Here is a 21,264-nt window from a genome sequence, read left to right on the forward strand (position 1 = left end):
AAGGCCCCCAGCTAGACGACTGGGTTGATAGGCCGGAAATGTAAGCTCGGTAACGGGTTCAGTTGACCGGTACTAATAGGCCGAGGACTTGATTACTAAGCTGCTACGCGTCCACTGTGTAACTCTTGGCAAACAAACATTCCCTGTGGTGTTGGGTGTGTTTGATATGTCGATAAGTGTTACGGCGGTCATGGCGGAGGGGAAACGCCCGGTTACATTCCGAACCCGGAAGCTAAGCCCTCCAGCGCCGATGGTACTGCACTCGGGAGGGTGTGGGAGAGTAGGACACCGCCGGGCAAAACTTCAGTTGAGGGCCGACCCTACCCGGGTCGGCCCTTAACCTATTTCCGGCCCGGAATCTGTTTCCGGTGCTTTGCCTGTTTCCGGTGCTGTGTAACACCGCGCCCACGAACGCCAAGAATCATGGCCTTCCGCTGGCCGCATGTGCTCGGTTGCTCGTCAGCGGGTCTGCATCTCGTTGCGCATCTTCCGGAACAGGTCACCGGCTTCTACTGCCGGATGATCCGGAAACAGACCCATCACCACGCTTCCATGGTCCGCCCAGCCACACACGGCGAACTCCCCACCCACGCCGTTGGTGGTGCCACACTTCAGCACGCCGCCAAGGGGGCCCGGGGGAAGGCTCTGTAGCCCACTGACTTGGCCAGTCTCATCGGTCATCAGCCCGAAGAGGCTGTCCAGGTCGCGTTCGGGCTGCCAGAGCAACGTGGTGCCGCCGAAGACGAGCACCGGTCGACGCTCGCCGGTCGGATTCCGGTAGACGGTTCCGAAGCTCTGGTCCAACTCGATGTTGGCCGCGAACCCGTTCCGGAGATAGTCGGCGGTGCTGCGGGCCGGCTCGCTGTCGTCCCGGGTCAGCCCAGCCAACTGCGCCGGGCTGGCTACCGTGGTGTCCTGCTGCTGAAAGATGGGCCAGGCCACGGTGCCGAGGGCCCCGGCGCCGGCAAGCCCCACGGCGGTCGCGAGCAGCCACGCCACCCGGCGGCGACGAGCTCGGACGCCCGCCTGTCTGGGCTCCAGAGCCGGGTCCGCGCCATCGAGTCGAATCGGCTCGTCGGTCAGGTTGACTGGCTCGGGGGCCTCGTCGACGGCGCGCTCACTGAGGTGCCCGTTGGACATAACCGACACCGTACGCGAAGCCCTGGTGGCGCACGTAAGGTCCGTGGAAGCTCTCCGTAGACTTCCAGGGGTGACCGAGAGACTGGATGCCCAACGCCCCGACGCCCCGACCCTTGCCGGCCAGTACCTGCCGGGTGAGGTGGAGCAGCGACGGTACGAGCAGTGGGTAGCCGGCGGGTACTTCCGCGCCTCGGCGGAGAGTGACAAGCCCCCGTACACCATCGTCATCCCGCCGCCGAACGTCACCGGCTCGCTGCACATGGGGCACGCGCTGGACCACACGATGCAGGACGCTCTGGTCCGGCGTAAGCGGATGCAGGGTTACGAGGCGCTCTGGCTGCCTGGCATGGATCACGCCGGTATCGCCACCCAGAACGTCGTGGAGCGGCAACTGGGCGAGCAGAGCCTGTCCCGGCATGATCTCGGCCGCGAGGCGTTCGTGGAACGGGTCTGGCAGTGGAAAGCCGAGTCCGGGGGTGCGATTCTCGGCCAGATGCGCCGGCTCGGCGACTCCGTCGACTGGGAGCGGGAGCGCTTCACCATGGACGCGGGCCTGTCGCGGGCCGTCCAAACAATGTTCAAGGCGCTGTACGACGACGGGTTGATCTACCGGGCCGAGCGGATCATCAACTGGTGCCCGCGCTGCCTCACCGCGCTCTCGGACATCGAGGTGGAGCACACGGACGATGACGGTGAGCTGGTGTCGATCCGATACAGCGACGAGGTCGTGGTGGCGACCACCCGGGCGGAGACGATGCTCGGTGACACTGCCATCGCGGTGCATCCCGAGGACGAGCGCTACCAGCACCTGATCGGCACCGAGGTCGAGCTGCCGCTGACCGGCCGGCGCATTCCGATCGTCGGGGACGAGCACGTTGACCCGGCCTTCGGCACCGGCATGGTGAAGGTGACCCCGGCGCACGACCCGAACGACTTTGAGATCGGCCAGCGGCATGACCTGCCGTCCCACACGATCATGGACGAGCGGGGGGTCATCACCGCGCCCGGGCCGTTCGCGGGCCTGGACCGGTACGAGGCGCGCCCCGCCATCGTCGCCGCCCTGCGGGAACAGGGCCGGATCGTGGCCGAGAAGCGCCCGTACACGCATGCGGTCGGTCACTGCTCGCGCTGCCGCACGACGGTGGAGCCCCGCCTCTCGCTGCAGTGGTTCATCAACACCTCGCCGTTGGCCAAGGCGGCTGGTGACGCGGTGCGGGACGGACGGGTGAAGATTGAGCCGGCGGAGCTGGCCAAGCGGTACTTCGCCTGGGTCGACAACATGCACGACTGGTGCATCTCCCGCCAGCTGTGGTGGGGGCACCGCATCCCGGTCTGGTACGGCCCGGCCGGCGAGGTCGTCTGCGTCGGTCCGGACGAGGCGCCGCCGGCCGGCGACGGTTGGCGCCAGGATGGGGATGTCCTGGATACCTGGTTCTCCAGCGGCCTGTGGCCCTTCTCCACCCTCGGCTGGCCGGAGCAGACCCCGGAGCTGGCCAAGTTCTACCCGACGAGCGTCCTGGTCACCGGCTACGACATCCTCTTCTTCTGGGTCGCCCGGATGATGATGTTCGGCCTGTACGCGATGGACGGCCGACCGCCCTTCGATGTGGTCGCCCTGCACGGCATGGTCCGCGACGAGCACGGCAAGAAGATGTCGAAGTCGTTCGGCAACGTGGTTGATCCGCTGGACTGGATTGATCGGTTCGGCGCCGATGCCACCCGGTTCACCCTGGCCCGTGGTGCGAACCCCGGCGGGGACGTCGCCGTCAGCGAAGAGTGGTGCCAGGGTTCCCGTAACTTCTGCAACAAGCTCTGGAACGCGACCCGGTTCGCCTTGTTGAACGGCGCGCACACCCAGGGGGCGCTACCGCCGGCGACAGAGCTGTCGACAGTCGATCGGTGGATCCTGTCCCGGCTCGCGCGCGTCACCGCCGAGGCCGCCGAGCAGTTCGAGGCGTACGAGTTCGCAAAGGTCTGTGACCTGCTGTACCACTTCGCGTGGGATGAGGTCTGTGACTGGTACGTGGAGTTGACCAAGCCGCTCCTGGCTGCCGGCGGTCCGGCTGCGGACGCCACCCGGCGCGTCCTCGGGCAGGTGCTGGACCAACTGTTGCGGCTGCTGCACCCGGTGATCCCGTTCATCACCGACGAGTTGTGGATCGCCCTGACCGGCGGTGAGACCGTCATGACGGCGGCTTGGCCGACCGCCGACGGGGGGTTGGTTGACGCTGCCGCGGAGACGGAGATCGTCACGCTCCAGCGGGTGGTCACCGAGATCCGGCGGTTCCGCTCCGACCAGGGGCTGCGCCCGACCCAGCGGGTCGTCGCCCGGCTCGACGGGTTGGCCGGCGCCGGCATTGCTGGGCACGAACCGCTGATCCGGTCGCTGGTGCGCCTCGACGCGGCGGGTTCGGACTTCCTGGCCAGCGCCACCCTTACCCTGCCGGGTGAGGTGGGCGTCGCGCTGGACACCCGCGGGTCGATCGACGTGGCGGCCGAGCGGGCGCGATTGACCAAGGACCGGGCGGCGGCGGCGAAGGAGGCCGAACAGGCCCGGACGAAGCTCGACAACCCGGCGTTCGTGGGGAAGGCACCCGAGCCGGTGGTGCAGAAGATCCGCGACCGGCTCGCCGCCGCCGAGGCCGATCTGGTGCGGATCGACGCAGCTCTGGAGGCTCTCTCCTCGTGACCGAGCAGACTGACTTCGCCGCCGTCGAGGCGGAGCTCGCCACTCGCGGGTTCACCCGGATGGTCTTCGAGTTGGACCGCATCGAGATGTTGCTGGACCTGCTCGGGAGCCCACAGCGGGCGTACCCGTCGATCCACCTCACCGGCACCAACGGAAAGACCTCGACAGCTCGTATGATCGACTCGCTGTTGCGGGCGTTCGGGCTGCGCACCGGGCGGTACACCAGCCCGCACCTGGAGACCGTTCGCGAGCGGATCAGCCTGGACGGCGAGCCGGTGGACGAACAGCGGTTCGTCGCCACCTACCGCGAGGTGGCACCGCTGGCCCGACTCGTTGACCAGCGGTCCGCGGAGCCCCTGACCTACTTCGACCTGACCACGGCGCTGGCGTTCGCCACCTTCGCCGACGCCCCGGTGGATGTCGCCGTCGTCGAGGTGGGCCTCGGTGGTGCGGAGGACTCGACCAATGTCCTTCAGGCCGGTGTCACGGTGTTGACCCCGATCGGGCTCGACCACACCGAGTGGCTCGGCGACACGATCTCCGACATCGCGCTCCACAAGGCCGGCATCATCCACAAGGGCGCGACGGTGATCTCGGCCGGGCAGGAGGAGGAGGCGGCACGTCCGGTGCTCGAGCGCTGCGCCGAGGTCGGCGCGACGATCGCCCGGGAAGGCGCCGAGTTTGGGGTACTGCGTCGGGCCGTCGCGGTCGGTGGTCAGGTGCTCACCCTGCAGGGGCTCGGCGGTCAGTACGAGGAGCTCTTTGTCCCGTTGCACGGTGCCCATCAGGCGCAGAACGCCGCCGTGGCGCTCGCGGCCGTGGAGGCGTTCCTCGGCGCGGGTGCGCGCCGCCAGCTGGACGTCGAGACGGTCCGGGAGGGGTTCGCCTCGGTGAGCTCGCCGGGGCGGTTGGAGCGGGTCCGTACCGCGCCGACCGTGCTGCTCGACGGCGCGCACAACCCGCAGGGCATGGCCGCCACGGTCACCGCGCTGCAGGAGGAGTTCGCGTTCAGCAAACTGGTCGCCGTCCTCGGTGTCCTCGGTGACAAGGACGTGTCCAGCCTGCTCGAACTGCTGGAACCGGTGGTTGACCAGTTGGTGGTCACCCGCAACAGCTCGCCGCGGGCGATGCCGACCCGGGAGCTGGCGACGCTCGCCGCCGAGGTCTTCGGCCCGGACCGGGTGGTGGTGGCGGAGGAGATGCCAGATGCCATTGAGGCGGCGGTGGCGCTGGCCGAGCAGGATGTCCCCGGTGAACTGGCCGGGATCGGCGTGCTCGTCACCGGTTCGGTGGTTACCGTGGCCGATGCCCGCCGGTTGCTGAAGCGATGACCGCCGCGGGGCGCCCAACCGGACCGGGGCCGGCGGCTGGGCTGTCGCAGGGCTCGGAGCCGACGGGCGGGTTGTCACAGGGCTCGGTGTCGCCGCCGGGTCGCTCCGGGTTGCGTAATCCGCAGCGGGCGGTGGCCGGTCTCGGTGCCGGTCTCCTGAGCCTTGAGGCCCTGGTCCTGGTGCTGGCCATCCAGCCGATGCGGGTGGTCGGCGGCGGGCTCAGTGCTGCCGCGATCGCCGCTGTGGTGGCGCTGGCGGTGGTGGCGGTGCTGCTGGCCGGAGTGATTCGTCGCGCCTGGGCCTGGTCGGCGGGGATCGTCCTGCAGGGTGGGTTGCTGCTCGCCGGCGCGTTGCACTGGTCGCTGCTGGTGCTCGGGGTCATCTTCGCGTTGGTGTGGGCGTACGCCCTGCACGTGCGGCGGGTGATTCTCGGCTGACCGACCCGCTCAGGCCTCAGTAACTACCCACTCAGGCTTCGGCGCGTTCCCGCCACTGGGTGAGAGCGATGCCGTGCCCGTCCGGGTCGCGGAAGGCGGCCGCCCACACCTCCAGCTTCGACCCGCGGTTGACGATCCGGGGCGGATAGGTGAAACGGACGCCGGATTCGCGCAGCCGCGCGTACGCGCCTTCGATGTCGTCAACCTCAAGGTTGACGTGCACGAGCCGACGGCTGATGGGGACGGCCTCGGTGGCCTCCCGGAGCACCAGGCGGGTCGCCCCGGAGGCGAGCACCGCGTTACCGGAGCCCTGGTCAACTTCCGTGAAGCCGAGGTCCCGATAGAAGGTGAGCGACCGGGCGAGGTCGGTGACGAGCAAGGTGAATCCCACGCCGGCGATCGGCGGGTCACCGGCGGGCTCCCCGAAGATCGCCTCGTCCAGGTCCGGGATCACTGGTTCCTCGGCGTACGGCGGCATCGGGTCGTCCAGGGGCAGGTCGACCGGGTCCGCCGGGGCGGGTACCCGGAACCGGTCGGCGGACGGTCCGGGCTCCTCGGCGGCGGGTCGAGCTGGCGTGGCGGCGGAGGCGGCCTCGAATGGTGCCGCCTGGAACGGGGCTGCCTCGGCCGACGGGTCGAACCGTTGCTCGGCGGGGGGTCGGGGGCTCGGCGCAGCGCGGCGCGGTAGATCGCCGGGGGCGGGTGGGTTGACCAGTTCCCCGTCGAGAACCGTTGGACCGCCGGGGACGTGGTGTACGACGACTGCGCTGGGCTCGGTCGCCGGCGGGGGGACCGGGTCACCGTATGGGTCCCGGAACTCGTCGTCGTCTGCCCGGCCGGCCCACGGCGGCGCCTCCTGCTGGATCAGCAGTTCCTCTACCGGTAGGTCCGGGTCTGGGTGGTGCAGGGGCAGGTCGGCGGCGCTGACCCGCGCGTTTTCGGCGTGGGTGAGCACCTCGTCCCAGAGGACGCGAACGTGCCGCTGGTCGTCGAGCGCCACCCGGATCGGTAGGGCCTGGCCCGGCGCCGGCCACTTGGCGACCGGTACCCGCGGTTCGATGATCTTCTTGGATCGTGGCGGCAGCCCGGGCGCGTCGATGAAGAGCTGCAACTCGCAGCGGCCGAACGCGTACTGGGTTGGTGGCTCGGAGACGGTGTGCACTGTCCCTTCACCGATGACCCAGGTGCGCCCGCCGGCCCGAACCGTGGCGAGGGCGACCGCCAGCACCAGGATGGCGCCGCCGAGCGCCACGATCGACCAACTCGGCATGCCCAGGCCGAACAAGACCACGAACGTGGCCACCGTGCCCAGCGCCGCGCCGACCAGTTTGCGGACCGGCGCGATCGGGCGGTTACCGCCATTCGCCACTGTGGACCTCCTAGTGGGTAGGGGTCAGGCTAGGCCGGCTCGGCCGTCGGGGGAAGGACCGACCGCCGCGCCGGCGCCGAGACCGGGCCGATACGCTGACCGTACCCAGCCCGGTCGCCTTCGGTGTACAGGAGGAACAGCGTGTCCAGCAGCAGTCCGGAGGAGCGTACGCTCGTATTGATCAAGCCCGACGCGGTCCGCCGCGGGCTGGTCGGCGAGATTATCTCCCGATTCGAGGGTAAGGGCCTGCGGCTCGACGCGATGGTGCAGCGCACGCTGGACGAGGACTTCGCCGATCAGCACTACGCCGAGCACGTCGACAAGCCCTTCTACCCGCCGCTGAAGACCTTCATGACCAGCGGCCCACTGGTCGCGCTCGTGCTCTCGGGCGACCAGGTCATCGAGGTGGTACGCGGCATGATCGGTGCCACCGACGGCCGGCGGGCCGCGGCCGGCACCATCCGGGGCGACCTGTCGCTGTCGAACCGGGAGAACCTCGTGCACGCCTCCGATTCCGTCGACAGCGCGAAGCGCGAGATCGGGCTCTGGTTCCCGGAGCTGGCCTGAGGACTGCGGCCGAGTCGTTGCCGCGTGTGGCACGAGGTGGTGTCGCGTCCGCGGCGCGGCCGGTCATCGGGTGTTCCCGGGTTGGTCATCTGGGCCGCGGGGAGAGGTCATGTCGGTTCGGTAGACCGGCGGGGTAAGTCCCCGACCCGGGAGGAACCATGACCGAGTCGATCGACGTACACTTCTGCGGACCGGCCTTGCCGTGGGCGCAGGAGCCGCTGGCGGAGCGCTTCTGGGGGGTGCCGGCGGCGCCGCCGGGCCTGCCGCGGCGGGTTGGCGCCCGGCCGGTCGTCCCGTTCTTACGCACGGGGTGCAGAGCGGCGACGTCTCCGCCGAGTCGACGGTGATGTGGACCCGGGCTGATCGGCCCGGCCGGATGCTGGTGGAGGTCAGCCGCCGGCCGGACCTGCGGGACGCCCGGCGGCTGCGCGGGCCGATCCTGGCTCCGGCCGGGGACTTCACCGGAAAGGTACGGCTGCGTGGGTTGCCGGCCGGTGAGCGCTGGTACTACCGGGTCCGGGCGGAGAGCCTGGACCGGCCAGGGTTGTGCAGTGAGCCGCTGACCGGCTCCCTGCGGACCGCCCCCGGTCCACGCTCGCGGCGCGACATCCGGTTTGTCTGGACCGCAGATATTGCTGGGCAGGGCTGGGGTATCGCCCCCGACTTCGGTGGCATGTCCATCTTCGCCGCCATGCGTGCCACCGAACCCGACTTCTTCCTCTGTAGCGGTGACACGGTGTATGCCGACAACCCGTTGACCGAGGCGGTGTCGCTGCCGGACGGGCGGGTCTGGCGGAACCTCGTCACCCCGGAGAAGAGCAAGGTCGCCGAGACCCTGGCGGAGTTCCGGGGGCAGTACGCGTACAACCTGCTCGACGAGCACCTGCGGGCGTTCGTGGCCGAGGTGCCCCAGGTCAACCAGTGGGACGACCACGAGGTGACGAACAACTGGTACCCGGGCGAGGTGCTGGCCGATGACCGGTACACGGAGAAGCGGGTTGACGTGCTCGCCGCCCGGGCCCGGCAGGCGTTCGACGAGTGGTTGCCCACCCCGATCCGGGGACCCCGCCACCGGCGGCTGCCGTACGGGCCGTTGTTGGACGTTTTCGTCCTGGACATGCGTACGCACAAGGACCCGAACGACGGGAACACCTACCCGGACCCGGACCGGGGGCTGCTCGGCCGGGAGCAGCGGGAGTGGCTGATCCGGGAGTTGACCCGCTCCCGGGCGACGTGGAAGGTGATCGCGGCCGACCTGCCGCTCGGGCTGGTGGTGCCGGACGGTTCGGCCCAGGAGGGTGTGGCGCAGGGCGACCCGGGGGCGCCGGCGGGCCGGGAGTTGGAGTTCGCCGAGATACTCCGGGCGGCCCATCGCGCCGGGGTGACCGGCATCTTCTTCCTCACCGCCGATGTCCACTACACCGCCGCCCACCACTATGACCCCGCCCGGGCGGCGATCGGCGACTTCACGCCGTTCTGGGAGTTCGTCTCCGGCCCGGCGCACGCCGGCGCCTTCGACCCCAACCAGCTGGATGGCACGTTCGGCCCGCAGGCGGTCTTCGTCAACGCGCCGCCCAGCGCGAACACCAGCCCCGCGGCAGGCTTCCAGCACTTCGGCGAGGTGCGTATCGAGGCCGACAGTGGTGCCTGCACGGTCCACCTCCGGGATCGCACCGGCAACTCGCTCTGGAGCACGACGCTTCCCGCTCCGCGGTGACCATGCCGGCCGATCATGGAGCTGGTCGGAGCTTCGTGATCGGCCGGTCCGGCGGTGGGGAAGTGGGCGGCGATCTCTGCCCGGGGTCGGGTAGGGTTGGCGACCACGGCGACGACCCGGCTATCACCGGTGAGCCTCCGGAAGAAAGGGCCTCCGAGCCTGAGTAGAACCGGACGGGCCCGGCCCGTCACAGCCGGCCAACGAGCGGGCGGTCGATCCTGGCCGCCAAGCGGGGTGGTACCGCGGGCCCTGCCCCGGCACGCCGACGGCGTCCGGAGCGGGTTCGTCCTCGCAGACCCACGAAGAGTGAGCTGCGAAGGAGCGCGACCCCCCGATGGCCTATCCGTTGCATGACCCGACCGCGACCGGAGTCCCTGCGAGCCCGGACCTGCCCGCGATCGAGCGCCGGGTCCTGGAGCACTGGACGGCCGACAAGACCTTCGAGGCCTCCGTGGAGGCCCGGCCGGCCTCCCGACAGCCAGCCGACGGCATCGTCGCCGACGGTGCCCCCGCTGACAACGAGTACGTCTTCTACGACGGTCCGCCGTTCGCCAACGGCCTGCCGCACTATGGCCACCTCTTCACCGGCTACGTCAAGGACGTGGTGCCGCGCTACCAGACCATGCGTGGTCGGCGGGTGGAGCGTCGGTTCGGCTGGGACTGCCACGGGCTGCCCGCCGAGGTGGTCGCCGAGAAGCAGCTCGGCATCACCAGCAAGGCGGAGATCCTCGACCTGGGAGTGGACCGGTTCAACGAGGCATGCCGGAGCTCGGTGCTGGAGTTCACCCAGGACTGGGAGCGTTACGTCACCCGTCAGGCCCGTTGGGTCGACTTCTCCAATGACTACAAGACGCTGGACCTGGACTACATGGAGAGCGTCCTGTGGGCCTTCAAGAGCCTGCACGACAAGGGCCTGGTCTACGAGGGCTTTCGGGTGCTCGCGTACTGCTGGCGGTGCGAGACGCCGCTGTCGAACACCGAGACCCGGATGGATGACGTGTACCGGGACCGGCATGACCCGACGCTCAGCGTGTGGTTGACGCTCACCCCGGACTCCAGCGCACCGGAGCTGCTGCGCGGCCCCGTCGCGCTGGGGGTCTGGACCACCACGCCGTGGACGCTGCCGTCCAACCTGGCGCTCGCCGTCGGTCCGGACATCGAGTACGCGGTGTTGGAGCGGGACGGGCAGCGCTACGTCCTGGGCGCCGCCCGGGTTGCCGCGTACGCCAAGGAGTTGGAGGGGTATCAGCAGGTCGGCACCGTGTACGGCCGGGACCTGGTCGGGCGCCGATACACCCCGCTGTACGACTTTCTGGTCGAGCCGGCGGGTGAGCACGCGTTCCAGGTGCTCGGCGCGGACTTCGTGACCACCGAGGACGGCACCGGGATCGTGCACCTGGCGCCGGCGTTCGGCGAGGACGACCAGAACACCTGTAACGCCGCCGGCATACCGACTGTCGTCACGGTGGACGACCGTACCCGGTTCACCGCGCTGGTCCCGCCGTACCAGGGGGAGCAGGTCTTCGACGTCAACAAGCCGGTGATCCGGGAGCTGAAGGAACGGGGTGTGGTGCTCCGGCAGGACACCTACACCCACGCGTACCCACATTGTTGGCGCTGCGACACCCCCCTGGTCTACAAGGCGGTGTCGTCCTGGTTCGTCGCGGTGACCCGGTTCAAGGATCGGATGGTCGAGCTCAACCAGGAGATTAACTGGACTCCGGGGCACATCAAGGATGGCTCGTTCGGCAAGTGGCTGGCCAACGCCCGGGACTGGTCGATCAGCCGAAACCGGTTCTGGGGCTCGCCGATTCCGGTGTGGAGGTCCGACAACCCGGCCTATCCGCGGGTGGATGTCTACGGCTCCCTCGCGGAACTGGAGCGGGACTTCGGCGTACGCCTGACCGACCTGCACCGGCCCGCGGTGGATGAGCTGGTCCGCCCCAACCCGGACGATCCGACCGGGAAGTCCATGATGCGCCGGGTCCCGGAGGTGCTGGACTGCTGGTTCGAGTCCGGGGCGATGCCGTTCGCCCAGGTGCACTATCCGTTCGAGAACGCCGATTGGTTCGAGTCCCACTACCCGGGTGACTTCATCGTCGAGTACATCGGGCAGACCCGCGGCTGGTTTTACACGATGCACGTGCTCGCCACGGCGTTGTTTGACCGGCCCGCCTTCCGTAACTGCCTGAGCCACGGCATCCTGCTCGGGTCGGATGGGCGCAAGATGTCCAAGAGCCTGCGTAACTATCCGGATGTTTATCACATCTTTGACACGTACGGCTCGGACGCGATGCGCTGGATGCTGATGTCCTCCCCGGTGCTGCGCGGTGGTGACATGGCGGTGCACGAGGCCGGCATCCGGGATGCGGTCCGGCAGGTGCTGCTGCCGCTCTGGAACGTCTGGTACTTCTTCTCGCTCTACGCCAACGCCGACGGGCGTCAGGCGCGGCGGAGCACCGCCTCGGCGCACCTGCTCGACCGGTACGTGCTGGCGAAGACGAACGAGCTGGTCTCGACGGTGCAGGCGCAGCTGGACGGGTACGACATCTCCGGTGCGTGCGCCACCATTCGGTCCTACCTGGATGCGTTGACCAACTGGTACGTACGCCGCTCGCGGGACCGGTTCTGGTCCGGCGACGAGGACGCCTTCGATACCTTGTGGACGGTGCTGGAGACGCTCTGCCGCGTGGTCGCGCCGCTGGCGCCGCTGACGGCCGAGGAGATCTGGCGGGGCCTGACCGGTGAGCGTTCGGTGCACCTGACCAACTGGCCGGCGGCGGAGCAGTTCCCCGCCGACCATGACCTGGTCGCCGCGATGGACGCCGTGCGGGGGGTCGCCTCGGCGGCGTTGTCCCTGCGTAAGGCGCGCGGTCTGCGGGTACGGCTGCCGCTGTCGGTGTTGACCGTCGCCACGCCGGCCGCCGCCGCGCTGCGGCCCTTCGCCGACCTGGTCGCCGACGAGGTCAACGTGAAGCGGGTCGAGTTCACCGACGAGCTGGGCAGCTACTGCGAGCAGGTGTTGACCGTGGTGCCCCGGGCCCTTGGCCCGCGGGTCGGTAAGGCGGTCCAGCAGGTGATCAGGGCCGTCAAGGCCGGCGAGTGGGAGCTGGTCGACGGCGCACCGGTCGCCGCCGGGGTCACCCTCGCCGAGGGGGAGTACGAGCTACGGCTGGTCGCCGCCGACGCCGAGCAGTCGGCGCCGCTGCCCGGCGGTGAGGGCGTGGTTGTCCTGGACACCGAGGTCACCCCGGAGCTGGCCGCCGAGGGGCTGGCCCGGGACGTCATCCGGGTGGTGCAGCAGGCCCGCCGGGACGCCGACCTGGACGTCTCGGACCGGATCGTGGTCGGGCTCGCCGCATCCGAGCAGGTATGGGCGGCGGTCTCCGCGTACCGCGATGTGGTGTCCCGGGAGGTGCTGGCCGATTCGGTGGAGCTCACCCCCGGGCTGGCCGGGTTCACCGGTGAGGTGGGCGACGGTGAGCAGGTTGCTGTGACCGTCCGTCGGGTTTAGAAGACGGTGCGGAAGGGCACGGGTCGACGCCGGCGACGGTGCGAGCGTGTCCTTCCTCACCCGACCCCATCAAGTTGATCTTAAATCGGTCACCCGGTCAGCGGACCCGCTGCACCTCGCGCGGGGTGTCTGGTGGGGGTCCGCTACCGTGACACCGCCCCTGTACCCGCACTCGAACTGCCGGAGGACCAGTGCCGCTGCTCTACACCATCGGCAAGCTCACCTTGGCGCCCGCGCTTCGGTTGGGCTTCCGTCCGACCGTGGAAGGGCTGGAGTACGTGCCGGAGACCGGCGGCGCGATCTTCGCTGGTAATCACCTCTCGGTCGCCGACGAGCTCTTCCTCGGCACGGCCGTCCCCCGGCACCTGGCCTTCTGGGCCAAGTCCGAGTACTTCAAGGGCACCAGCCTGAAAGGGCGTTTCTCCAAGTTCGTGCTCACCAGTCTGGGTGCCATCCCGGTTGAGCGCGGCGGCGGACGCGCGGCGCTGTCGGCGTTCGATGCGGCGATCCCCGCGCTCCGCGCCGGTGACCTCGTCGTCGTCTACCCGGAGGGGACCCGCTCCCCGGATGGGCGGCTCTACCGTGGACGCACCGGCGCGGTCCGGCTCGCGGTGGAGGCGGGTGTGCCGATCATCCCAGTTGGCATGATCGGCACCGACAAGGTGCAGCCGATCGGTGCTCGGATGCCGCGCCCCTTCACCGGGCGGATCACCGTGCGGTTCGGCAAGCCGTTGGACTTCACCGGGCGGTCGGACGACCGTGCCTCGCTGCGGGCCATGACCGATGAGGTGATGGGCGAGATCCAGAAGCTTACCGGTCAGGAGTATGTCCCGCGGTACGCGCCGGCACGCGGGCGTCCGCCGGCGGACGGGGAGCCGGGCGCGGCCTGAACCGACGCTCGGCAGCTTCACCCGAACCCCGACCACACTTGCTGGCGCAGGTCCCGCCCGGGCCAGCCAGCCGGGACGCCTAGTGTGCTTGGTCGCGGGTCCGAGTCAACTCCGCCGGGTCGCGGAAACGGAGCCGGAGTCGGGTCAGTCCGACTGGGTGACGATCTGCTTCCGTAGGGCGCCGAGCAGGATGGCACTGTCTCCCACCGAGAGCCGGGTGAAGACGGCGGTGGCGATGCTGCTGTGGTCAACGGAGGTGCAGACCACCACGTCGGTGCCGTCGTCGTGACCAACAGCACATCGCCCGTGCCGGCCGTGGACCCCGGTCCCGACGACCTGCGACGCGCCGAGCGCGTACTCGCCGGTGAGCCGCTCCAACTCGTCTTCCGCCGCCGACTTCGGCGCGAGCCAGATTCCGGTGGCACCGAAGACCGTCACCTGCTTGCCCGCGCGGGTGCGGTATATGCCGGCGAAGGTATCGCTGGCCGTCCAGTGCGCCTCGTCCACCCGCCGGGCCAACTCCGCCGCAGTCTGCCTGCTGATCTGGTCCTCGCGTAGTCGCAGGTCCCTGAACTCGGTCGGGAGGGCGGCGTGCACCGGAAACTGGTTGAGCACCGGTGCCGCCCAGTAGGCCGGGCTGCCGCAGCAGCACGCGAGGACGAACACCAGCACCCAGGGCCACTTCCGGCGGTTGCGGCTCCGTGCCGTGCCGGTTGGCTTGGACGTCGGCCGCGTGGGTGCTGGTGGGCGGGCGGAGTCGGCCGGCGACGGGACCGGAGAGCTGTTGGGGGGTGGGGCAGGAACGCCGGTGGGGGCCGGTGCGGTCGAAGGGATGGCCGCGGGTCCGGTCGGCGGTGACGCTGGGTCCGCCGGGCCGGCGGAGGGTGGCTGCGGCTGCCGCAGGGCCGACGGGGTGGACGGGGCCGGTGGGGTGAACGGGGCCGGTGGGGTGGACGGGGCCGACGGATCCGGTGGGGTCGGCGGCAGGGGCGGCAGCTCGATGGAGAGTAGGTCCCATCCGGTGGTGTCGGTGCCGGCCCACGGGTCGACCGGGGTCCTGTCCTCCGGTGCCTCCGGGCGCCCCGCTGCCGCTGCGGGCTCGACCGGCTCGTCCCGGGGCCGCCGGCGCGGCAGGGGCACGGCAGCGGACCCGCTCCTGGTGGGAGCCGGTGGTTGGGCGCTCTCATCTGCCCGGAACCGCTGAGTGCCGGTCGGACCGCCCGGTTCGCCGTTGGTCGGCTCCGGCATCGTGTCAATCTCCTCTCGCCGACCCGAGGCTAGTACCGACCTATCCGCGTCCGTGAGCCGCCGCCGTTCGGCTCGTCGTCGGGCGCGTACCCTTGAGCATCATGAGCGCCCCGTCCACCACGCCGCGCAGCGCCGTGGCCAACTCCGTGTGGCCCCGGCTGGAGCCGTTGCTGCCTCAGATCGCCAAGCCCATCCAGTACGTCGGCGGTGAGTTGGGGGCGGTGGTCAAGGACTGGGACACAGCGGCCGTGCGCTGGGCCCTGATGTACCCCGACGCATACGAGGTCGGTCTGCCCAACCAGGGCGTACAGATTCTGTACGAGGTGCTCAACGAGCAGCCCGACGTGCTCGCCGAGCGAACGTATGCCGTCTGGCCGGACCTGGAGCGGTTGATGCGCACCCACCAGGTGCCGCAGTTCACCATTGACGCGCACCGTCCGGTGCGGGACTTCGATGTCTTCGGCATCTCCTTCGCCACCGAGCTGGGCTACACGAACCTGCTCACCGCGATCGACCTGGCGGGAATTCCGCTACTGGCCGCCGACCGTAGCGACGCCGACCCGGTGGTCGTCGCCGGTGGGCACGCCGCGTTCAACCCGGAGCCGATCGCCGCCTTCGTTGACGCCGCGGTGCTCGGTGACGGCGAGGAGGCGGTCCTGGAGATCACCACGATCGTTCGGGAGTGGAAGGCCGAGGGCTCCCCCGGTGGCCGGGACGAGCTGCTGCTGCGGCTGGCCCGCACCGAGAGCGTCTACGTGCCGCGCTTCTACGACGTGGACTACCTGCCCGACGGTCGAATTCAGCGGGTCGTGCCGAACCGCCCGGACGTGCCGTTTCGGGTGCACAAGCGCACGACGATGGACCTGGACGCGTGGCCGTACCCGAAGAAGCCGCTCGTGCCACTGGCGGAGACGGTCCACGAGCGGTATGCGGTGGAGATCTTCCGGGGCTGCACCCGGGGCTGCCGGTTCTGCCAGGCCGGCATGATCACCCGCCCGGTGCGGGAGCGCTCGATCACCACGGTGGGGCAGATGGTGCGGGAGGGGCTGGAGTTCTCCGGCTTCCACGAGGTGGGCCTGCTCTCGCTCTCCTCGGCCGACCACTCGGAGATCGGCGACATGTGCTCCGGCCTGGCTCAGCAGTACGAGGGCACCAACGTGTCGCTCTCGCTGCCGTCCACCCGGGTGGACGCGTTCAACATCGACCTGGCGCAGGAGTTGGCCCGCAACGGCCGGCGGACCGGTCTGACCTTCGCCCCGGAGGGCGGGTCGGAGCGGATCCGTAAGGTGATCAACAAGATGGTGTCGAAGGAAGACCTCATCCGGACCGTGGTCACCGCCTACACCAACGGCTGGCGGCAGGTGAAGCTCTACTTCATGTGCGGTTTGCCGACCGAGACCGACGAGGACGTCCTCGAGATCGCGGCGATGGCGCACGAGGTGATCCGGGCCGGCCGGGCGGCGACCGGCAGCCGGGACATCCGCTGCACGGTTTCCATCGGCGGATTCGTGCCGAAGCCCCACACCCCGTTCCAGTGGGCGGCGATGGCGCGGCCGGAGGTCATCGACAATCGGCTGCGGCTGCTCAAGCAGGCCGTCAACGCGGATCGCTCGCTGGGCCGGGCGATCGGCTTCCGCTACCACGACGGCGAGCCGTCGCTGATCGAGGGCCTACTCTCCCGCGGTGACCGCCGGGTCAGCGCGGTGATCCGGCGGGTCTGGGAGAACGGCGGCCGGTTCGACGGCTGGAGCGAGCACTTCTCGTACCAGCGCTGGGTCGAGGCCGCCGCGGAGGTGCTGCCCGACTTCGGCGTCGACCTCGACTGGTACACCACCCGGGAGCGCGACGAGCTGGAGGTCCTACCCTGGGACCACCTGGACTCGGGCCTGGACAAGGACTGGCTCTGGCAGGACTGGCAGGACGCCCTGGGCGAGTACGAGCAGGACGACTGCCGGTGGACGCCGTGCTTCGACTGCGGTGTCTGCCCGGCCATGGACACCGAGATCCAGATCGGCCCGACGGGTAGGAAGCTGCTCCCGTTGACCCCGGTCAACGGGTTGCGGGTCCCCAGCGACGCCAAGCAGTAGCAGTAGGTCCCGGGGACCGGCGACCGTCGTCGGCCTGAAACCGAGGAGCGCAACGATCAGTAGGAAACGACAGCCGGAGGGCGGGCAGGCGCCGGTCGTCCAGCGGATCCGCCTCCGGTACGCCAAGCGGGGACCACTGCGGTTCACCTCGCACCGAGACTTCGCGCGCGCCTTCGAGCGGGCGCTGCGTCGGGCCGGGGTGCCGATGGCGTACTCCCAGGGCTTCACCCCGCACCCGAAGATCTCCTACGCCAGCGCCGCGCCCACCGGTGTGGCGAGCGAGGCCGAGTACCTGGAGATCGGGTTGCGTGAGTCGGTCGACCCGGCGGCGTTGCGGGCTGCACTCGACGCGGCCCTCTCGCCCGGACTCGACGTGCTGGATGCGGTGGTGGCGACCGGCGGCAGCCTCGTCGATCGGATCGAGGCGGCGCACTGGCGGATCGAGTTGCCGGAGGTGGACCCGGATGTGCTGCGCGCGGCGGTGGCCGCCTTCACCGCTGCGGGCGAGGTCTTCGTCGAGCGGATGACCAAGCAAGGCCGGCGGACTTTTGACGCTCGTGCAGCTGTCATTGACATCAATGTGATCATGTCGGATGAGACACCTTCCGAGGCCGTGGCAGTACCGTGTGCGATACTCGAGCTGGTCGTGCGGCAGGTCACTCCCGCTGTTCGACCCGATGACGTCCTTTCCGGCCTCCGCGTGGTGGCCGACCTGGAGCCGCCGGTGTCGCCGCGCGTGACCCGGCTGGCTCAGGGCATGCTGACCGCGCAGGGTGCGATCGCGGATCCGTTGGACGCGGGCCGCGACGGGGCAGTTATCGGTGGACGCTGACCGACGGTCGGTGTCTGGCTAGGCAGACTTCGCCGGTCGCGTCGATCGCGACTGGCGGAAACACCTTTTGCGGCGACCCTGCGTGGCAGCGCTCACCCGCGCCCGGGGTAGCCAGAACTGGAGAACGTCCATGCTCGAGAACGAGCCCGAGGGCGGCGAACGCACCGGCTTCCACCCGGATGGCGAGACCGCCGAACACCGTGTTAGCGACAGTGCTGCCCCCGCGAACACCGCGTCCGAGGGGGGCGACGGGGCTGTCCGGGAACCCACCGGGGAGGCCCCGGGGCTGGCCAGCCCAGCGACGAGTGAGGCGGCGGCCACCGGCGCGGCCGATCTGGGCGAGCCACCCGCTCGGGTCCGCAAGCGGGCCAGCCGGAAGCGGGTGACCCCGGTCAGCCGGCCGGAACAGACCGAGGCGCCGATCGAGGCGGGTAGCGCCGCCGTGCCGGGGGCGGGCGAGGCACCCCAGGCCGAGGTGCTTGCCCCGATCGCGGGCGACCGTGAGCCGCCGACGAAGGCGACGCGTCGTCGTCGGAAGGCTACGACGGCCAAGGCGCCGGCGGAGCCGGCGCCGGCCGCCGGCGCGCAGGAGGAGGCGGCAGCGGACCTCGTACGGCCGGTGAAGGTGACGCGGACCCGGCGCAAGAAGACGGCCCCCGCGCCGGTCGAGCCCACCGCCGCTCCGGCTGACTCGGCTGCTTCGGCCGAGCCGGCGGCTGCTTCGGCCGAGCCGACTGGCGCTCCGGTTGACCCGATCGGCGCTCCGGTTGAGCCGGCTGCGACCGAACCGGTTGCCGCGACCGAGGAGGAGCAGACCGAGTCGACTCCACCCGGCGGTGCCGCGGTGGGGGAGGTGCCGCCCGGAGTGGCGGTGGCCGAGCCGGTCGAGCCGGAGCGCCCGGCCCGTGGCCGACGTGCCCGGCTCTCCGCCCCAACAGTGCTGTTCATGGCTCCGCTGCCCGAGGAGTCGGTGCCGGCACGGGCCGCCGAGGAGCCGGCCGCGGAGGAGCCGGCCGCGGAGGAGCCGGTCGAGCCGTCGCGTCGCCGCCGGCGGGGTCGCCGCAACGGCGAGTCGACCGCGGAGGCCGGGACCGGTGAGGTCCGGGAGACCGACGAGACCGACGAGACCGACGAGACCGACGAGATCGAGGAGGCCGGAGAGGCCGAGGCCGGGGAAGCCCCCGAGGGCGAGGACGACGACGACAGCATCGGTGGCCGGCGTCGCCGCCGGCGGGGTCGTCGCGGTCGTGGCCGGGGCAAGGGGGGCGCCGACGAGGTCGAGGAGCAGGAGGCCGAGGAGGCCGCTGCCCAGGCCGAGGCGGTGGAGCCGGAGGCCGAGGAGGACGATGAGGCCGAGACCGAGGCCGAGGCGGGAGGAGGCGACGGGCTGACCCGCCGCCGCCGCCGCCGGCGCCGGCGTGGTGCCGGAGACGTGGAGGCCGCCGCAGAGGACGGGGTGCCCACGGTCGTCAAGATCCGGGAGCCGCGTCGCACCGTTGACGAGGTTCAGGGTGTCTCCGGCTCGACCCGGCTGGAGGCCAAGCGCCAGCGCCGCCGGGACGGTCGCGAGCAGCGCCGTACCCGGCCGCCGATCCTCAGCGAGGCGGAGTTCCTGGCCCGCCGGGAGGCGGTTGATCGGGTGATGGCGGTCCGGCAGCGGGGCGACCGGACGCAGATCGCCGTGCTGGAGGACGGGGTGCTGGTCGAGCACTACGTCACCCGTAACTCGGCTGTCACCATGGCCGGCAACGTCTATCTGGGCAAGGTGCAGAACGTCCTGCCCAGCATGGAAGCGGCGTTCGTCGACATCGGGCGCGGCCGCAACGCCGTGCTCTACGCGGGTGAGGTCAACTGGGACGCCACCGGGCTGGAAGGGCGGGCCCGCTCGATCGAGCAGGCCCTCAAGTCCGGTGACTCGGTCCTGGTGCAGGTCACCAAGGACCCAATCGGACACAAGGGCGCTCGGCTGACCAGCCATGTGGCGCTCTCCGGCCGGCACCTCGTCTACGTGCCGGGCGGCAACGCCTCCGGGATCAGCCGCAAGCTGCCGGACAACGAGCGCAAGCGCCTGCGGGACGCGCTGAAGAAGCTGGTTCCGGAGGGAGCGGGCGTGATCGTCCGTACCGCCGCTGAGGGTGCCACCGAGGACGAGCTGGCGCGCGATGTCAAGCGGTTGCAGGCGCAGTGGGAGGACATCCAGGCGAAGGCGGGCCGGGGTGGCGCGCCGGTGCTGCTCTACGAGGAGCCAGATCTGGTCATCCGGGTTGTCCGGGACCTGTTCAACGAGGACTTCCGGGAGCTGGTGATTGAGGGCGAGGGTGCGTACGACCTGGTCGAGTCGTACCTGTCGCATGTCTCGCCGGACCTGGTCGCCCGGCTGCGCCGGCACGTGGGCACCGTGGACGTCTTCACCGAGTACCGAATCGACGAGCAGATCCTGAAGGGTCTGGACCGCAAGGTCTTCCTCCCCTCCGGGGGGCACCTGGTGATCGACCGTACTGAGGCGATGACCGTGGTTGACGTGAACACCGGTAAGTACACCGGTGCCGGCGGGAACCTGGAGGAGACGGTTACCCGGAACAACCTGGAAGCCGCCGAGGAGATCGTCCGGCAGCTGCGGCTGCGCGACATCGGTGGCATCGTGGTCATCGACTTCATCGACATGGTCCTGGAGTCGAACCGGGAGTTGGTGCTGCGTCGGCTGACCGAGTGCCTTGGGCGGGACCGCACCAAGCACCAGGTGACGGAGATCACCTCGCTTGGTCTGGTGCAGATGACCCGGAAGCGGATCGGTGCCGGCCTGCTGGAGGCCTTCAGCGAGACCTGTGAGTGCTGCAAGGGTCGTGGGTTGATCCTGCACACCGAGCCGGTGCCGGAGAAGCCACGTGCGGGCGGCAACGGAGAGAAGGTCAAGGCGGTGGCGTCGGTCGAGGCGGGCGGGTCGTCCCGCCGGCGGGCGCGGAAGGGGGCCGCCGCCGCCGAGCGGACCGCGGCCGACAGCGAGGAGGCGCGGGGTACCGGTGCTCCCGCCACCCCAGAGGCCGCATCCACGACGTCTGGTGCTGACTATTACGACACGATGGGCTATGACCTGTCCCGGTATGAGGTGGAAACACCGGCTGCCCCGAGTGTGGTCGCGAGCCAGGGCGGCGACATGGCGCGGCTCGCGGCGCCCGACGACCCGGACGCGGTGGGCAGCGAGGACGGCGAGGAGCCCGAGACCGGGGGCCGGCGACGCTCCCGCCGGGGTGGTGCGCGGCGCCGTACCCGCCCCTGACAGCTGTGCCGCGCCGACCGGAACCCGCCCCGCGGGTCCGGTCGGCGCGCCCTCGTGGTGGGTAGGGTGGGCGTTTCGGCCGGCCGGTTTGGGGGAGCTCCGGACCATGGCGTACGCTTGCCGGCGGCGCACTTTGGTGTGCCGACCTCCCGCGTGCCCGCGCCGC

Annotated in this window: 13 protein-coding genes and 2 rRNA genes; 12 read left to right on the forward strand and 3 right to left on the reverse strand. The window is 70.3% G+C overall.

Going from position 1 to position 21,264, the window contains the following annotated elements:
- Positions 1–96 (forward strand): 23S ribosomal RNA (locus K228_RS0119440); the annotation flags it as partial.
- A gap of 84 nt (positions 97–180) precedes the next feature.
- Positions 181–297 (forward strand): 5S ribosomal RNA (gene rrf, locus K228_RS0119445).
- A 162-nt stretch (positions 298–459) separates the two neighbouring features.
- Here the strand turns inward: rrf and K228_RS0119450 are convergent.
- Positions 460–1,140 carry a hypothetical protein gene (locus tag K228_RS0119450; RefSeq protein WP_025619943.1) on the reverse strand — a complete coding sequence of 227 codons (681 nt, stop codon included), beginning with the start codon at positions 1,138–1,140 and terminating at the stop codon, positions 460–462.
- Positions 1,141–1,210: 70 nt separating this feature from the next.
- Here K228_RS0119450 and K228_RS0119455 point away from each other — a divergent pair, with 70 nt between their 5' ends.
- From K228_RS0119455 to K228_RS0119465, 3 genes are read left to right on the forward strand one after another with little or no spacing between them, the layout of a single operon-like run.
- Positions 1,211–3,829 (forward strand): valine--tRNA ligase, encoded by a 2,619-nt coding sequence (locus tag K228_RS0119455; RefSeq protein WP_025619944.1) that lies wholly within the window; start codon positions 1,211–1,213, stop codon positions 3,827–3,829.
- Positions 3,826–5,160 carry a bifunctional folylpolyglutamate synthase/dihydrofolate synthase gene (locus K228_RS0119460; RefSeq protein WP_025619945.1) on the forward strand — a complete coding sequence of 445 codons (1,335 nt, stop codon included), beginning with the start codon at positions 3,826–3,828 and terminating at the stop codon, positions 5,158–5,160. Before K228_RS0119455 ends, K228_RS0119460 begins: the two co-directional genes overlap by 4 nt.
- A complete protein-coding gene (locus K228_RS0119465; RefSeq protein ID WP_025619946.1) occupies positions 5,157–5,597 on the forward strand; it encodes a DUF4233 domain-containing protein in 441 nt (146 codons plus the stop codon). Before K228_RS0119460 ends, K228_RS0119465 begins: the two co-directional genes overlap by 4 nt.
- A 31-nt stretch (positions 5,598–5,628) precedes the next feature.
- Here the strand turns inward: K228_RS0119465 and K228_RS0119470 are convergent, their stop codons facing one another.
- Complete coding sequence (locus K228_RS0119470) at positions 5,629–6,966, reverse strand: VOC family protein (RefSeq protein ID WP_025619947.1); 1,338 nt, start codon at positions 6,964–6,966, stop codon at positions 5,629–5,631.
- 141 nt (positions 6,967–7,107) lie between these two features.
- Between K228_RS0119470 and ndk the strand changes: the two genes are divergently transcribed.
- The 4 genes from ndk to K228_RS0119490 all read left to right on the forward strand — a co-directional run bounded on the left by ndk (position 7,108) and on the right by K228_RS0119490 (position 13,654).
- A complete protein-coding gene (gene ndk, locus K228_RS0119475) occupies positions 7,108–7,533 on the forward strand; it encodes a nucleoside-diphosphate kinase (RefSeq protein ID WP_025619948.1) in 426 nt (141 codons plus the stop codon).
- A 184-nt stretch (positions 7,534–7,717) separates the two neighbouring features.
- The gene (locus tag K228_RS0119480) at positions 7,718–9,250 is read left to right on the forward strand and encodes an alkaline phosphatase D family protein (protein WP_029723790.1); all 1,533 of its coding nucleotides are present in this window, start codon (positions 7,718–7,720) and stop codon (positions 9,248–9,250) included.
- Between the two features lie 334 nt (positions 9,251–9,584).
- Positions 9,585–12,764, forward strand: coding sequence for an isoleucine--tRNA ligase (gene ileS, locus K228_RS0119485; RefSeq protein ID WP_025619950.1), 3,180 nt, complete (start codon positions 9,585–9,587; stop codon positions 12,762–12,764).
- A gap of 191 nt (positions 12,765–12,955) precedes the next feature.
- Positions 12,956–13,654, forward strand: a complete 699-nt coding sequence (locus K228_RS0119490) for a lysophospholipid acyltransferase family protein (RefSeq protein WP_025619951.1) — start codon at positions 12,956–12,958, stop codon at positions 13,652–13,654.
- Between the two features lie 144 nt (positions 13,655–13,798).
- Here the strand turns inward: K228_RS0119490 and K228_RS0119495 are convergent, their stop codons facing one another.
- Positions 13,799–14,902: a hypothetical protein gene (locus tag K228_RS0119495; RefSeq protein ID WP_025619952.1), complete on the reverse strand. Its 1,104-nt coding sequence runs from the start codon at positions 14,900–14,902 to the stop codon at positions 13,799–13,801.
- Positions 14,903–15,003: 101 nt separating this feature from the next.
- Here K228_RS0119495 and K228_RS0119500 point away from each other — a divergent pair, with 101 nt between their 5' ends.
- The 3 genes from K228_RS0119500 (at position 15,004) to K228_RS0119510 (ending at position 21,098) form a co-directional block, all read left to right on the forward strand.
- Positions 15,004–16,989 carry a TIGR03960 family B12-binding radical SAM protein gene (locus K228_RS0119500; RefSeq protein WP_025619953.1) on the forward strand — a complete coding sequence of 662 codons (1,986 nt, stop codon included), beginning with the start codon at positions 15,004–15,006 and terminating at the stop codon, positions 16,987–16,989.
- Positions 16,990–17,095: 106 nt separating this feature from the next.
- Positions 17,096–17,821, forward strand: coding sequence for a TIGR03936 family radical SAM-associated protein (locus tag K228_RS0119505; RefSeq protein WP_080671640.1), 726 nt, complete (start codon positions 17,096–17,098; stop codon positions 17,819–17,821).
- Between the two features lie 130 nt (positions 17,822–17,951).
- On the forward strand, positions 17,952–21,098 hold the full coding sequence (locus K228_RS0119510) for an Rne/Rng family ribonuclease (protein ID WP_025619955.1): 3,147 nt from the start codon (positions 17,952–17,954) through the stop codon (positions 21,096–21,098).
- The last annotated feature ends 166 nt before the right edge of the window (positions 21,099–21,264 follow it).

Origin of the sequence: Salinispora cortesiana (assembly GCF_000484695.1) — a bacterium.
Classification (GTDB): domain Bacteria; phylum Actinomycetota; class Actinomycetes; order Mycobacteriales; family Micromonosporaceae; genus Micromonospora; species Micromonospora cortesiana.

Excerpts from the sequence above, each read along its gene's own strand:
- K228_RS0119500 (WP_025619953.1), top strand. The coding sequence starts at position 15,004 with ATGAGCGCCCCGTCCACCACGCCGCGCAGCGCCGTGGCCAACTCCGTG.
- K228_RS0119495 (WP_025619952.1), bottom strand. The coding sequence starts at position 14,902 with ATGCCGGAGCCGACCAACGGCGAACCGGGCGGTCCGACCGGCACTCAG.
- K228_RS0119450 (WP_025619943.1), bottom strand. The coding sequence starts at position 1,140 with ATGTCCAACGGGCACCTCAGTGAGCGCGCCGTCGACGAGGCCCCCGAG.
- K228_RS0119465 (WP_025619946.1), top strand. The coding sequence starts at position 5,157 with ATGACCGCCGCGGGGCGCCCAACCGGACCGGGGCCGGCGGCTGGGCTG.
- K228_RS0119510 (WP_025619955.1), top strand. The coding sequence starts at position 17,952 with ATGCTCGAGAACGAGCCCGAGGGCGGCGAACGCACCGGCTTCCACCCG.
- ileS (WP_025619950.1), top strand. The coding sequence starts at position 9,585 with ATGGCCTATCCGTTGCATGACCCGACCGCGACCGGAGTCCCTGCGAGC.